The following is a 12,690-nucleotide window of genomic DNA, read 5'->3' on the forward strand; positions in this document are numbered from 1 at the left end:
AAATCCGTCGCCCGTCGCCCGCTAAAAATGTTGCTGGTTTTGATGCTTGAACCTTTATTGAACAAGGTCGCCAAAAAAATATCCCGCCGTTATGGTCAGTGATAGTGCGCTCGCAATATTTTCTTAAGATCAGTTATATAGTGTTAGATGAAATTAGGTCATTTAACAGGACGATACTATGTTGAGAAAAGGGGTATTCGCGCTAGCGTTGCTCATCGGTATGCCGGTTTTTGCCGCGGAACATTGGATTGATGTCCGCGTACCTGAGCAATACCAGCAGGAGCATGTTCAGGGAGCCGTCAACATTCCCTTAAAAGATCTCAAAGCGCACATCGCGTCCGAGGTTCCGGATAAGACCGACACCGTGAAACTGTACTGCAACTCCGGGCGGCAATCGGGACAGGCGAAAGATATGCTTACCGAGATGGGATACACGCAGGTCACAAATGAAGGGGGGATCAAAAGCATTGATCTTCCGAAAGTAGAAAACAAATAATCGCACAATGTACATCTATTTCGGGCGGCATTATTTTTTGTCGCCTGCTAGACCTCAGGTAGTTGATAAATAAGAATTACCCCCTATCTTTACTTCCAGTTTGTTATATTTTCTACGGTTCCTTCAGCATAACGGGATGGCGATGAAGCGACTCAAAAATGAACTCAATTCGCTGGTGAATCGCGGCGTGGACAGGCATCTGCGTCTGGCTGTCACCGGGCTTAGCCGCAGTGGTAAGACCGCGTTTATCACCGCGATGGTGAACCAATTACTCAATATTCATGCCGGCGCTCGTCTGCCGCTGCTCAGCGCGGTGCGCGAAGAGCGTCTGCTCGGCGTTAAACGGGTTCCACAACGCGACTTTGGCATTCCGCGCTTTACCTATGATGAAGGGCTGGCCCAGCTGTACGGCGCTCCGCCGAACTGGCCGACACCGACGCGCGGCGTGAGTGAGATTCGTCTGGCGCTGCGTTATAAGTCCAATGACTCATTGCTGCGCCACTTTAAAGACACCTCCACGTTATATCTGGAGATCGTCGATTATCCGGGCGAATGGCTGCTTGATTTGCCGATGCTGGCACAGGATTACCTGAGCTGGTCGCGGCAAATGACCGGATTATTGCAGGGCCAGCGGGCAGAATGGTCGGCAAAATGGCGGCAGTTAAGTCAGGGGTTAGATCCCTTAGCGCCCGCCGATGAAAATCGTCTGGCGGAGATTGCCGCCGCCTGGACGGATTATTTGCATCAGTGTAAGCAGCAGGGCCTGCATTTTATTCAGCCGGGGCGCTTTGTTCTGCCGGGCGATATGGCGGGCGCACCCGCGCTGCAGTTTTTCCCGTGGCCGGATGTTGACGCGTATGGCGAATCGAAACTGGCGCAGGCTGATAAACACACCAACGCTGGCATGCTGCGCGATCGATTCAATTACTACTGCGAGAAAGTGGTGAAGGGGTTTTATAATAATCACTTCCTGCGCTTTGACCGTCAGATTGTGCTGGTTGACTGCCTGCAACCGCTCAATAGCGGACCACAGGCGTTTAACGATATGCGTCTGGCGCTCACGCAATTGATGCAAAGCTTCCATTATGGTCAGCGTACATTGTTCCGGCGGTTGTTCTCACCGGTGATCGACAAGTTACTGTTTGCCGCTACCAAAGCCGACCACGTGACGGTCGATCAGCATGCCAACATGGTGTCGCTACTGCAGCAACTGATCCAGGACGCCTGGCAAAATGCCGCCTTTGAAGGCATCAGCATGGATTGTCTGGGGCTGGCGTCGGTACAGGCCACTACCAGCGGATTGATCGATGTGAAAGGCGAGAAGATCCCGGCACTGCGGGGGAACCGCCTGAGCGACGGCGCGCCGCTAACCGTCTATCCGGGAGAGGTGCCAGCACGCTTACCGGGTCAGGCGTTTTGGGACAGTCAGGGCTTTCAGTTTGAAGCGTTTCGTCCGCAGGTCATGGATGTGGATAAGCCCTTACCGCACATTCGTCTTGATGCCGCGCTGGAGTTTTTAATAGGAGATAAATTGCGATGAGCGAGCCGTTAAAACCGCGTATCGATTTCTCAGGACCGCTGGACGTTGATCAACGTCCGGCCTTTAAAGCGCAGCAGATGTTCGACGATACGCAAGTGCAGACTTTTTCTCCGGCTCAACTTGACGAGCCGCTGGCAGATGAAGGACAAGCTGAAGCGGTCATTGATGCTGCTTTACGTCCTAAGCGTAGCCTGTGGCGCAAAATGGTGATGAGCGGACTGGCATTGTTTGGCGTCAGCGTGGTCGCACAGGGTGTGCAGTGGACGATGAATGCCTGGCAAACGCAGGACTGGGTTGCGCTGGGCGGGTGTGTCGCCGGGGCGCTGATCGTTGGCGCCGGTGTCGGTTCGGTGGCAACGGAGTGGCGTCGGCTGTGGCGTTTACGCCAGCGCGCGCACGAGCGTGATGAAGCGCGGGATTTGTTGCATAGCCATGGCGCCGGCAAAGGGCGCGCGTTTTGTGAAAAGCTGGCACAGCAGGCGGGTATCGACCAGTCTCATCCGGCGCTACAGCGCTGGTATGCCTCTATACACGAAACGCAAAACGATCGTGAAGTGGTGAGTTTGTATGCTCATCTGGTGCAGCCTGTGCTGGATGCGCAGGCGCGACGTGAAATCAGCCGCTCAGCGGCAGAATCTACGTTGATGATCGCGGTCAGCCCGCTGGCGCTGGTGGACATGGCATTTATCGCCTGGCGAAATCTGCGATTGATTAACCGTATTGCGACGCTATACGGCATCGAACTGGGCTATTACAGCCGCTTGCGCCTGTTCCGCCTGGTGCTGCTGAATATTGCCTTTGCCGGGGCCAGTGAACTGGTTCGCGAAGTCGGTATGGACTGGATGTCGCAGGATCTGGCTGCACGTTTATCCACGCGTGCTGCCCAGGGCATTGGCGCCGGGTTGTTAACGGCGCGTCTGGGGATTAAAGCGATGGAACTGTGTCGTCCGCTGCCGTGGATTGACGATGATAAACCGCGTCTCGGTGATTTCCGTCGCCAGCTGATCACTCAGGTCAAAGAGACCGTACAAAAGAATAAACCTGCGCGTGAAAGCTGAGTAAAAATGGGCGCCGATCGTATAACTTTACGCCCCGGCGCCTAATTTTCCAGCGTGCTGTCAATATTTGTTGACAGAGTCCTTCCTGCTAACGAAATACTGGCTTATCATCTATCACATGATCCCTTGTTTAGGTGAAGGTTCCCATGCGTCTGGAAGTGTTTTGTGAAGACCGACTTGGTCTGACCCGCGAATTACTCGATTTACTGGTGCTTCGAGGCATTGACTTACGCGGTATCGAGATCGACCCCATCGGGCGAATCTACCTTAATTTTGCGGAACTGGAGTTCACCAACTTCAGCAGCCTGATGGCTGAAATCCGCCGTATTGCCGGTGTAACGGATGTGCGCACCGTGCCCTGGATGCCTTCTGAACGCGAACACCTGGCGCTGAGCGCGCTGCTTGAGGCGCTGCCTGAACCGGTCCTTTCACTGGACATGAAAAGCAAAGTGGAGATGGCGAACCCGGCGAGCTGCCAGCTTTTTGCTCACACTCAGGATCGTATGCGCAACCACACGGCGGCGCAACTCATCAATGGTTTTAACTTCCAGCGCTGGCTGGAGAGCAATCCGCAGGATTCACACAGCGAGCATGTCGTCATTAATGGACAGAATTTCCTGATGGAAATAACCCCCGTCCATTTGCAGGGCGAAAATCAGGAACAGATGTTAACCGGCGCGGTGGTGATGCTGCGTTCCACCATCCGCATGGGGCGTCAGTTGCAAAACATGACCACCCAGGACCTGAGCGCCTTTAGCCAGATTATTGCCGTCAGTGCCAAAATGAAGCACGTGGTAGAACAGGCGCGTAAACTGGCCATGCTGAGCGCACCGCTGTTGATTACCGGCAATACCGGGACGGGGAAAGATCTGTTTGCCCATGCCTGCCATCTGGCAAGCCCGCGAGCGGCGAAACCTTATCTGGCGCTGAATTGTGCGTCGATCCCTGAAGATGCGGTAGAAAGCGAGCTGTTTGGTCATGCTGGGGAAGGTAAAAAAGGTTTCTTTGAGCAGGCTAACGGTGGTTCAGTACTGTTGGATGAAATTGGCGAAATGTCGCCGAGCATGCAGACCAAATTGCTGCGTTTTCTTAATGACGGGACCTTCCGCCGCGTCGGCGAAGATCATGAGGTTCACGTTGATGTCCGTGTGATTTGCGCCACGCAAAAAAATCTGGTGGAGCTGGTACAGAAAGGTTTGTTCCGCGAAGATCTCTATTATCGTCTGAATGTACTGACGCTCAACCTGCCGCCGTTGCGCGATTGTCCGCAAGACATTATGCCGCTCACCGAGCTGTTTGTGGCGCGTTTTGCCGACGAACAGGGCGTGCCGCGCCCGAAACTGTCCGCCGATCTCAGTACGGTGTTAACCCGCTACGGTTGGCCGGGTAACGTGCGCCAGTTGAAAAATGCTATCTACCGGGCATTAACCCAGCTTGAAGGGTACGAACTGCGGCCACAGGATATCTTATTACCGGATTATGATGCGGCGACGGTAGCTGTGGGGGAAGAGGTGATGGAAGGGTCGCTGGATGAAATTACCAGCCGCTTCGAGCGCTCTGTCCTGACGCAGCTGTATATGAATTATCCCAGTACGCGCAAACTGGCCAAACGACTTGGTGTTTCGCATACGGCAATCGCCAATAAGTTACGTGAATACGGTCTGAGTCAGCAGAAAAAAAGCGAAGAGTAATACGTAGATGAAAAAGCCTCCGAATGGAGGCTTTTTGCTTTAGGGCGACTTAGGCTTTCAGTACGTCCAGAGCGGCAGCATAGTCTGGCTCGTTGGTGATTTCATTCACCAGCTGGCTGAAAATGACGTTGTCATTCTCGTCGATAACCACCACGGCACGCGCGGCCAGGCCCTTCAGTGGGCCTTCGGCGATTTCAACGCCGTAGTTTTTCAGGAATTCCGCGTTACGCAGGGTGGACAGAGTGATCACGTTGCTCAGACCTTCCGCGCCACAAAAGCGAGAATGGGCGAATGGCAGGTCGGCTGAAATACACAGTACGACAGTATTGTCGATTTCTGTCGCCAGTTGGTTAAACTTACGTACCGATGCCGCACAGACGCCGGTATCGATGCTTGGGAAAATATTCAGCACTTTGCGCTTGCCGGCAAACTGGCCCAGCGTAACGTCAGACAGGTCTTTAGCCACAAGGGTAAAAGCCTGCGCTTTGCTACCTGCCTGAGGAATGGAGCCGGCAACGGCAACCGGGTTGCCCTGGAAATGAACGGTTTGTGACATGGTTATCTTCCTGTTTACATATAGTTAACGTCGAGGTTAGTTTATGCCATCAACAGTTAACACGGCAAACGCTATTTGCGGATATCCACTTCCGGGACTGCATAAGGAAAACAAATGAGAACAGTGAAGGTATATGAGGAAGCCTGGCCGTTACACACCCCGTTTGTAATTGCCCGTGGCAGCAGGACCGAAGCGCACGTGGTGGTGGTCGAACTGGAAGAAAACGGCGTGAAGGGGATCGGCGAGTGTACGCCTTATCCTCGCTATGGCGAGAGCGATGCTTCGGTACTGGCGCAAATTATGGGTATCGCCCCACAGCTGGAAAACGGACTGACGCGCGAAGATTTACAAAAGCTACTGCCTGCCGGTGCCGCACGTAATGCTGTCGACTGCGCGCTTTGGGATTTAAGTGCCCGGCAACAGCAGCAAACCCTGACCGAGCAGGTCGGTGTCGAACTCGATGCAACGGTAACGACGGCTCAGACGGTGGTGATCGGCACGCCGGAACAGATGGCGGCAAGCGCTGCCGCCCTGTGGGAGAACGGGGCGACGCTGCTGAAAGTCAAACTGGATGCGCGCTTAATCAGCGAACGTATGGTCGCTATTCGTTCGGCTGTTCCTGATGCGACGTTGATTGTTGATGCCAATGAGTCCTGGCGTGCCGAAGGTCTGGCTGCACGCTGTCAGCTGCTGGCTGACTTAGGTGTTGCCATGCTGGAACAGCCGCTGCCTGCTCAGGATGATGCTGCGCTGGAGAATTTTGTGCATCCGCTGCCCATCTGTGCGGATGAAAGCTGCCATACCCGCAGTAGCCTGAAAGCGCTACACGGACGCTATGAGATGGTGAACATTAAGCTGGATAAAACCGGTGGCCTGACGGAAGCACTGGCGCTGGCGACCGAAGCCCGAGAACAGGGTTTTGCATTGATGCTGGGATGCATGCTGTGCACATCGCGCGCGATCAATGCCGCTTTGCCGCTTACGCCGCAGGTCTGCTTTGCCGATCTCGACGGCCCGACCTGGCTTGCGAACGATGTGCAGCCCGCCCTGCATTTTACGACCGGGCAACTCCATCTTTAGGGTGCCAGCGCAGCAAATTGGACATCGCCAGCAGGTATTTTTCGCTGGCTTCATCTGAAGAGATGGGCGGGAACTCTGCGGTAATGCAGTGCAAGTTCAGATCGGCACACCAACTGCCGAAAGACCCCGGTGTTTCATAACCCACGCTGGTGACGAGGGGGAGTTCGAACCCTCGTGCCAGCCACTCGCCCAGTTCGCTGTGCCTCGGATCCTCAATGCATGCCAGCGGGTCGTGAAATGAGACCACCCAGGCGGGATGAATGCGGTGAATCAACTGACACAGCGCCTGGGTTTCCGGTTCGGAACCCGGATGATCCCCCGTCAACAGCACGACATCGCGTTGTTCTGCACTGCTATTCCAGCGATAGACAGTTTCACCTGCTTTCCAGTTTGCTGCCGGGAAATTACGATTGAGATCAACCCCGTTAGCATTGGCGCGCAGGCCGAGCTGACACCCGTCAGGGTTTACCGCCAGTACCACGTGGTGACGGCGCAGGGAAGGGGTAAGCGTACGCAAGGCGCAGGACAGCGTGACAATTGATGCGTTTTCGTCACCGTGGGTACCCGCCAGAATGAGTCCACTATCACGATCGGCTGCCGGCGCGGGAAACCAAATTAACGGGGCACCTAAGAGTGAACGTCCGTAATGTTCGGTTCCTGGCGGAAATGCGCCGCGCTCGGCACGGGGACGGGTAACGGTCATAGTCATCTCTGAATGCATAAATTGTTATTCGCAGTGTTGTGCAAAATGTATGGATAATCAAATCGTTTTCACACACTTATCTTTTCAGGTGTAATATCACTTTCTTGTCCGAAGTTAATTGCATTTCCTGCTGGCGATACAAATAATTACACATTCACTTAATGGCCAGATTTGAGGGTATCTTATGCGGCATTCTGTTCCAGTAACCTGTTGTGCGCTGTTGGTTAGCAGCATTTCCTTGTCCTGGGCTGCGGATGTACCCAGCGGTACGGTACTGGCAGAGAAACAAGAACTGGTGCGTCATATCAAAGATGAACCGGCCTCGCTCGATCCGGCCAAGGCTGTGGGGTTACCAGAAATTCAGGTCATTCGTGATTTATTTGAAGGGCTGGTTAACCAAAACGAAAAGGGCGAAATTGTGCCTGGCGTTGCCACCCAGTGGAAGAGTAACGATAACCGTGTCTGGACGTTTACGCTGCGTGATAATGCCAAATGGGCCGACGGTACGCCGGTAACGGCACAAGATTTTGTTTACAGCTGGCAGCGTCTGGTTGATCCGAAAACACTGTCTCCGTTTGCCTGGTTTGCGGCGCTAGCCGGGATCAATAATGCGCAGTCGATTATCGATGGTAAAGCCACTCCCGATACGCTGGGCGTTAGCGCGGTAGATGCCCGCACCTTAAGAATTCAGCTGGATAAACCGCTGCCGTGGTTTGCAAATTTAACGGCTAACTTTGCGTTTTATCCGGTACAGAAAGCCAATGTTGAAAGCGGTAAAGAGTGGACGAGACCGGGTCATTTAATCGGTAACGGCGCGTATGTATTAAAAGACCGCGTGGTTAACGAAAAATTGGTGGTGGTACCGAATACGCATTATTGGGATAACGCCAATACCGTGCTGCAAAAAGTCACCTTCCTGCCGATTAACCAGGAATCTGCGGCAACAAAACGTTATCTGGCTGGCGATATTGATATTACGGAATCCTTCCCGAAGAACATGTATCAGAAACTACTGAAGGATATTCCGGGACAGGTTTATACCCCGCCGCAGCTCGGCACCTATTATTATGCGTTTAACACCCAGAAAGGCCCGACGGCTGATTCACGCGTGCGTCTGGCGCTCAGCATGACTATCGATCGTCGTCTGATGGCGGAAAAAGTCCTCGGAACCGGCGAAAAACCAGCCTGGCATTTTACCCCGGATGTCACGGCGGGATTTACGCCTGAACCTTCACCGTTTGAGCAAATGAGTCAGGAAGAGCTGAACGCGCAGGCGAAGACGCTGCTGCGTGCGGCAGGCTATGGACCACAAAAACCGCTAAATCTGACGCTGTTGTATAATACGTCAGAAAACCATCAGAAGATTGCCATCGCCGTCGCGTCAATGTGGAAAAAAAACTTGGGCGTTGATGTGAAGTTGCAAAACCAGGAGTGGAAAACCTACATCGACAGTCGTAATACCGGTAATTTCGATGTTATCCGCGCTTCCTGGGTGGGGGATTACAATGAGCCGTCTACCTTCCTGTCGTTATTAACCTCGACTCACACAGGCAATATTTCGCGGTTTAATAATCCCGCGTACGATAAAGTGTTGACCCAGGCCACGATGGAAAGCACCGAAAAAGCCCGTAATGCGGACTATAATGCGGCAGAAAAAATACTGATGGAGCAGGCGCCAATTGCTCCGATTTATCAGTATACCAATGGTCGTTTAATTAAGCCATGGCTGAAGGGGTATCCGATTACCAACCCTGAAGATGTGGCATACAGCCGCAGCATGTATATTGAGAAGCATTAAATCTGGTATCGGCTGGGGAATTTTCGTGCCAGCCTTTTCCTGTTATTCCGGGGGCTGGTGCTCCCGGCAAATCAGCATTGAATCATCTTCACTCAACACCTCTTTCGTCAGATTACAAAATCCCTGACCCTTTATTTTTTGGTGAAACCGACAGCTATGGCACAGACCAAAGCCTGGCACATTGTGGGTCCGCTGAATTTCTCTTAGTAGTTCGAACAACAGTTCTTTTAGCTGCGTCGCGCGTTCACCCATTGCCGATTCGCCTGCCACTAAAAATGTGGGGGGAAGCAGCGCATCCAGTAAGGTGTTGGCTGACTCAGTTAACTGCAGATGAACGCTGCGTTTATCGCGATCATCCTGCTTGCGCACGATCAACCCTTTGGTTTCCAGAAGCTTAAGCGACTGGGATACCGTACCTTTGGTGAGACCGAGGTAATCCGTCACGCCGAGCGGCGTATTGGAATAGCGGTTGCAGCGCGCCAGATACATTAACGCGCTGAGCTGTACTGGTTGCAGCTCCGACAGTAATGGATGCTGGCGAAACCACATCCGCATCAGGCTAGAAAGCCTGTCCATAACGTCGAAAAGTGACATATCGTGCATAACAAAATCCTCCTCGACATATAGTATCGACTAAAAACTATATTGACAAAGTCTAAATCTATCGTAGTATGAATTATAGTATCGAATCGATACTATAATTTACAGGAGAGATATTATGAGCAAAGCCCGGTTTTATCATGCTGGTTGCCCGGTGTGCGTATCCGCAGAACAAACGCTGCTACAACATCTGTCCCCTGATGTGGAGGTTGATGTCATTCACCTGGGAGAACAGCCTGCTCGGGTGGCAGAGGCTGAGTTGGCTGGCGTGAAGTCTGTTCCGGCGTTGGTCATCGATGGCAATGTGCTGCATATCAACTTCGGCGCACCTATCGAAGCCTTGAAATAACACAAGCGTTCGGGGCGTTGCGCGGGCAATTTCCCGAACATCCGATCGAATGGTCAGGGGCCGTTATGTATTCCACAGAAAAGTATCACCCTGTTGATTGCGACCTTCATGATTATCTGGAGATCGCCTGCTTATACCGCTATATGCTGCGTATTGTGCTCACCGACGGCACAGTCTTTGATGCCAGAGCCGTGACGACACGAACAACGGCAGGTAAAGAGGAGTATTTGGTGGTTGAAAGGCAGGAAAGTCCGCAAAACATTCGTCTGGATTACCTGTCAGCCATCACCGCGTTAACGGCAGGGGCAAAATTTAGCACTGTGCTATTTGCCTCTGTGACTCGTTGACGTCACAGAGAGAGCGTTACACGGTATAAATCCGGATGTCGTGCGCCTGAAAAGCGGTGCCATACTGTTTGCTTATGTTTTCCTCTACCACTATCACATCGATTTCGCTGCTCTGAGCGACCACATATCGGGCCACTGCGGGGATCTTATCCGCCGTCAGCGCGACAATGGTTTCATTGCACTGCTTAATCACCGCTTTCTTGAACTCACAGTCGGCATAGTCAAACCCGGTTAAACCGGATTCCGGTGCCATTGCGCAGCCGCCAATAAATCCCTGGTCAAACAAAATGCCCTGCACCTGGGTTATTGCGGTGGTGCCTACACTTCCACCGGATGAGCGCTGTATCGGGCCACCGAGGATTATGACATCGTACAACGGTTTCTTGAGCAGAGCGGTGGCTATTTCCGGAGAATTAGTCACAACGGTCAAAGCAAGCTCGGCGGGTAACGCTTCAGCCATCGCCAGATTGGTGGTTCCGCTATCAATAAAGATACAGCTGCCGGATTTGACCAGTCGGGCACAGCGTTGCGCGAGGCTACTCTTTTTCGCCGTATTTTTCGTTTTCCTCACCGACATATCTTCAGATTCCGGCAAAGAAATGACGGCGCCACCGTACACTTTTTTGCAGACACCTTCTTTACTTAGCTCATGCAAATCCCGACGAATTGTGTGTTCTGACACGCCGAGTCGACCGGCAAGCTCGGAACAGACAACCCTACCGTTTTCCTGCAGGATTTGATAAATCAGCGACTGACGTTGTTCCGGGAATGCAGCATAATCGAGCATAAAAACTCCTGGTAAAATAAACATCGAGCAATAATAATCATGATCGTGCATTATGACTGGTATTGTCAATGTCCCTTAATGGGCGTGTTTGAGAGAGGCAGGTGATGAAGATTGCACATATGGCGCTGTGGACACAGGATCTCGAGCGGCAGGCCCGTTTCTGGGTCACCTTTTTTGGCGGTGAGATTAACGAAAAATACGCCAGTAAAACTAATCCCGGGTTTGAATCCTATTTTGTCAAAATTGGCGAGAGTATTGCGATTGAGTTAATGACTAAACCCAGCCTGAGCCAGGTGGTGCCCGACAATAACACCACCGGGTGGGTACATCTGGCGATCTCTGTTGGTGGGGTAGAGAACGTCGACTCAATATCAATGCGCGCCAAACAGCAGGGGATCCTCGTCTCCGGTCCGCGTACCACTGGAGATGGCTATTACGAAGCGGTCATTCACGATCCCGACGGCAATTTAATTGAGATTGTTGCATAACGCGAGTTGGTTTGCGCATATCGCGGTGGAAATCCCGGCTCCAGGCGCCTCGAACGAATGCCTGGAACCCGTGGCCGACGAAGAATACAACCAACTTCCCTGATTGATAGGCTAATAAGACGCGGGGTTCCGCGCCTTATGCCTTTTAATGAGCAGAAGCCTGAGGCTGAGGATTGTCCATATACAGCGTCTGGCTGGGGAAAGCAAAGTCAGCGCCGTTTTCCTGGACCAGGGTGATAATTTTCAAATAAACATCTTGCTGTACGGCAAGCCACTCCTGCCACACGGTTGTCTTGGTGAAGCAGTAAACCATAATATTCAGCGACGAATCGGCAAACTCATTAAAGTAGACCAGTAGGGTCTGCTTCTGGTCAATTCCAGGGTGATTTTGCAGCATTTGTCTGATCGCATCGACAATCGTGCTTATTTTATCGGCATCCTCATACCGCAACCCGATCACCGTTTTTATCCGTCGATTGCTCATCCTGCCCGGGTTTTCTACGCTAATTGATGAGAAAATCGAATTGGGTACATACAGGGGACGATGATCGAAGGTGTTTATTTTGGTCATCCGCCAGCCAATTTCGGTCACCGTACCTTCGATGTTTCTGTCCGGGGAGCGGATCCAGTCACCGATGCTGAACGGTCTGTCAAAATACAGCATGATACCTGAGAAGAAATTGCTCAGAATATCTTTCCCCGCCATACCGACAGCAATACCACCGATACCGCCGAAGGTTAACAGGCCAGACAGGCTCATACCAAAATGCTCGCCATACAGTAAAACGATGGCGACGACGATCGTAATCTTAATAATACGCGACAGGATCCGCGCACTGGTAATGTCCCGGCCTTTGTTGATCTGCGTTTTTTCAAACTGGTTAATCACCAGAAAGAGCTTTGTGGTTAAAATCAATGCAATCAACGAGGTACAAAGAAAATCGACCACGCTGGGCGAGACAAATGTCAGTTTATAGCTGTCGATAACGTTATTGGCGATGCTGCCAAACGTACCGATAATAATGGCATAGACGAAAAACTGCGCCGCGTGGAATATAAATCCTTTGCAGTGTTTTTCACTACGATGAAACCAGACGCTCATCAGCACTAATGCTGCACAGCAACTGAGAATGACCGTCAGATTAAAGGCATTATTCATAAACAATTTAGCGATCATGATTCTCCCTGGCTACTCCG

The 12,690-nt window shown here is 52.1% G+C and carries 15 protein-coding genes; 10 read left to right on the forward strand and 5 right to left on the reverse strand.

The genetic code is table 11. The features are described from left to right. From FDW95_RS23905 to tyrR, 5 genes are all read left to right on the forward strand, one after another. Window positions 1–102, forward strand: a 102-nt coding sequence (locus FDW95_RS23905) for a phage shock protein PspD (protein ID WP_283202157.1), incomplete at its 5' end; no start/stop codon positions are given. 76 nt (window positions 103–178) lie between these two features. Then, window positions 179–496: a thiosulfate sulfurtransferase PspE gene (gene pspE, locus FDW95_RS15355; RefSeq protein ID WP_115258338.1), complete on the forward strand. Its 318-nt coding sequence runs from the start codon at window positions 179–181 to the stop codon at window positions 494–496. 142 nt (window positions 497–638) lie between these two features. Beyond that, window positions 639–2,036 (forward strand): YcjX family protein, encoded by a 1,398-nt coding sequence (locus FDW95_RS15360; protein WP_115259937.1) that lies wholly within the window; start codon window positions 639–641, stop codon window positions 2,034–2,036. Beyond that, complete coding sequence (locus tag FDW95_RS15365; RefSeq protein WP_115258339.1) at window positions 2,033–3,094, forward strand: YcjF family protein; 1,062 nt, start codon at window positions 2,033–2,035, stop codon at window positions 3,092–3,094. The genes FDW95_RS15360 and FDW95_RS15365 overlap by 4 nt, the downstream gene beginning before the upstream one ends. 146 nt (window positions 3,095–3,240) lie before the next feature. Further along, the gene (gene tyrR / locus FDW95_RS15370; protein WP_115258340.1) at window positions 3,241–4,785 is read left to right on the forward strand and encodes a transcriptional regulator TyrR; all 1,545 of its coding nucleotides are present in this window, start codon (window positions 3,241–3,243) and stop codon (window positions 4,783–4,785) included. A 49-nt stretch (window positions 4,786–4,834) separates the two neighbouring features. On the opposite strand, the gene tpx is transcribed toward tyrR, so the two are convergent. After that, entirely contained in the window at window positions 4,835–5,341 is a 507-nt protein-coding gene (tpx, locus tag FDW95_RS15375) for a thiol peroxidase (RefSeq protein WP_096756896.1), read from the reverse strand. Window positions 5,342–5,455: 114 nt separating this feature from the next. Between tpx and ycjG the strand changes: the two genes are divergently transcribed. Then, the gene (gene ycjG, locus FDW95_RS15380; RefSeq protein WP_115258341.1) at window positions 5,456–6,421 is read left to right on the forward strand and encodes an L-Ala-D/L-Glu epimerase; all 966 of its coding nucleotides are present in this window, start codon (window positions 5,456–5,458) and stop codon (window positions 6,419–6,421) included. On the opposite strand, the gene mpaA is transcribed toward ycjG, so the two are convergent. Further along, window positions 6,396–7,124 carry a murein tripeptide amidase MpaA gene (gene mpaA, locus FDW95_RS15385; protein WP_115258342.1) on the reverse strand — a complete coding sequence of 243 codons (729 nt, stop codon included), beginning with the start codon at window positions 7,122–7,124 and terminating at the stop codon, window positions 6,396–6,398. The two genes, ycjG and mpaA, sit on opposite strands and share 26 nt — an antisense overlap. 184 nt (window positions 7,125–7,308) lie before the next feature. Here mpaA and mppA point away from each other — a divergent pair, with 184 nt between their 5' ends. Then, window positions 7,309–8,922 (forward strand): murein tripeptide ABC transporter substrate-binding protein MppA, encoded by a 1,614-nt coding sequence (gene mppA / locus FDW95_RS15390; RefSeq protein ID WP_115258343.1) that lies wholly within the window; start codon window positions 7,309–7,311, stop codon window positions 8,920–8,922. 42 nt (window positions 8,923–8,964) lie between these two features. Here mppA and FDW95_RS15395 read toward each other — a convergent pair whose 3' ends face one another. Further along, the gene (locus tag FDW95_RS15395) at window positions 8,965–9,525 is read right to left on the reverse strand and encodes a MarR family transcriptional regulator (RefSeq protein ID WP_115258344.1); all 561 of its coding nucleotides are present in this window, start codon (window positions 9,523–9,525) and stop codon (window positions 8,965–8,967) included. A gap of 115 nt (window positions 9,526–9,640) precedes the next feature. Here FDW95_RS15395 and FDW95_RS15400 point away from each other — a divergent pair, with 115 nt between their 5' ends. Then, window positions 9,641–9,871: a glutaredoxin domain-containing protein gene (locus tag FDW95_RS15400; RefSeq protein ID WP_096756901.1), complete on the forward strand. Its 231-nt coding sequence runs from the start codon at window positions 9,641–9,643 to the stop codon at window positions 9,869–9,871. Window positions 9,872–9,936: 65 nt separating this feature from the next. Beyond that, complete coding sequence (locus FDW95_RS15405; RefSeq protein WP_115258345.1) at window positions 9,937–10,218, forward strand: Rho-binding antiterminator; 282 nt, start codon at window positions 9,937–9,939, stop codon at window positions 10,216–10,218. Between the two features lie 16 nt (window positions 10,219–10,234). Here FDW95_RS15405 and FDW95_RS15410 read toward each other — a convergent pair whose 3' ends face one another. Then, window positions 10,235–11,005: a DeoR/GlpR family DNA-binding transcription regulator gene (locus tag FDW95_RS15410; protein WP_115258346.1), complete on the reverse strand. Its 771-nt coding sequence runs from the start codon at window positions 11,003–11,005 to the stop codon at window positions 10,235–10,237. A gap of 104 nt (window positions 11,006–11,109) precedes the next feature. On the opposite strand from FDW95_RS15410, the gene FDW95_RS15415 reads away from it, so the two are divergent. Then, window positions 11,110–11,493, forward strand: coding sequence for a VOC family protein (locus FDW95_RS15415; RefSeq protein ID WP_115258347.1), 384 nt, complete (start codon window positions 11,110–11,112; stop codon window positions 11,491–11,493). A 145-nt stretch (window positions 11,494–11,638) separates the two neighbouring features. Here the strand turns inward: FDW95_RS15415 and FDW95_RS15425 are convergent, their stop codons facing one another. Then, entirely contained in the window at window positions 11,639–12,670 is a 1,032-nt protein-coding gene (locus FDW95_RS15425; protein ID WP_115258348.1) for a mechanosensitive ion channel family protein, read from the reverse strand. Window positions 12,671–12,690: the final 20 nt, after the last annotated feature.

Origin of the sequence: Citrobacter sp. wls718, from assembly GCF_005280945.1 — a bacterium.
GTDB lineage: Bacteria > Pseudomonadota > Gammaproteobacteria > Enterobacterales > Enterobacteriaceae > Citrobacter > Citrobacter gillenii.

What these genes read in the sequence shown, in the direction of transcription:
- FDW95_RS15410 (WP_115258346.1), bottom strand. Translation starts at nt 11,005, where the DNA reads ATGCTCGATTATGCTGCATTCCCGGAACAACGTCAGTCGCTGATTTAT.
- mpaA (WP_115258342.1), bottom strand. Translation starts at nt 7,124, where the DNA reads ATGACCGTTACCCGTCCCCGTGCCGAGCGCGGCGCATTTCCGCCAGGA.
- FDW95_RS15415 (WP_115258347.1), top strand. Translation starts at nt 11,110, where the DNA reads ATGAAGATTGCACATATGGCGCTGTGGACACAGGATCTCGAGCGGCAG.
- pspE (WP_115258338.1), top strand. Translation starts at nt 179, where the DNA reads ATGTTGAGAAAAGGGGTATTCGCGCTAGCGTTGCTCATCGGTATGCCG.
- FDW95_RS15405 (WP_115258345.1), top strand. Translation starts at nt 9,937, where the DNA reads ATGTATTCCACAGAAAAGTATCACCCTGTTGATTGCGACCTTCATGAT.
- FDW95_RS15400 (WP_096756901.1), top strand. Translation starts at nt 9,641, where the DNA reads ATGAGCAAAGCCCGGTTTTATCATGCTGGTTGCCCGGTGTGCGTATCC.
- tpx (WP_096756896.1), bottom strand. Translation starts at nt 5,341, where the DNA reads ATGTCACAAACCGTTCATTTCCAGGGCAACCCGGTTGCCGTTGCCGGC.
- mppA (WP_115258343.1), top strand. Translation starts at nt 7,309, where the DNA reads ATGCGGCATTCTGTTCCAGTAACCTGTTGTGCGCTGTTGGTTAGCAGC.
- FDW95_RS15395 (WP_115258344.1), bottom strand. Translation starts at nt 9,525, where the DNA reads ATGCACGATATGTCACTTTTCGACGTTATGGACAGGCTTTCTAGCCTG.
- FDW95_RS15360 (WP_115259937.1), top strand. Translation starts at nt 639, where the DNA reads ATGAAGCGACTCAAAAATGAACTCAATTCGCTGGTGAATCGCGGCGTG.
- FDW95_RS15365 (WP_115258339.1), top strand. Translation starts at nt 2,033, where the DNA reads ATGAGCGAGCCGTTAAAACCGCGTATCGATTTCTCAGGACCGCTGGAC.
- tyrR (WP_115258340.1), top strand. Translation starts at nt 3,241, where the DNA reads ATGCGTCTGGAAGTGTTTTGTGAAGACCGACTTGGTCTGACCCGCGAA.
- ycjG (WP_115258341.1), top strand. Translation starts at nt 5,456, where the DNA reads ATGAGAACAGTGAAGGTATATGAGGAAGCCTGGCCGTTACACACCCCG.
- FDW95_RS15425 (WP_115258348.1), bottom strand. Translation starts at nt 12,670, where the DNA reads ATGATCGCTAAATTGTTTATGAATAATGCCTTTAATCTGACGGTCATT.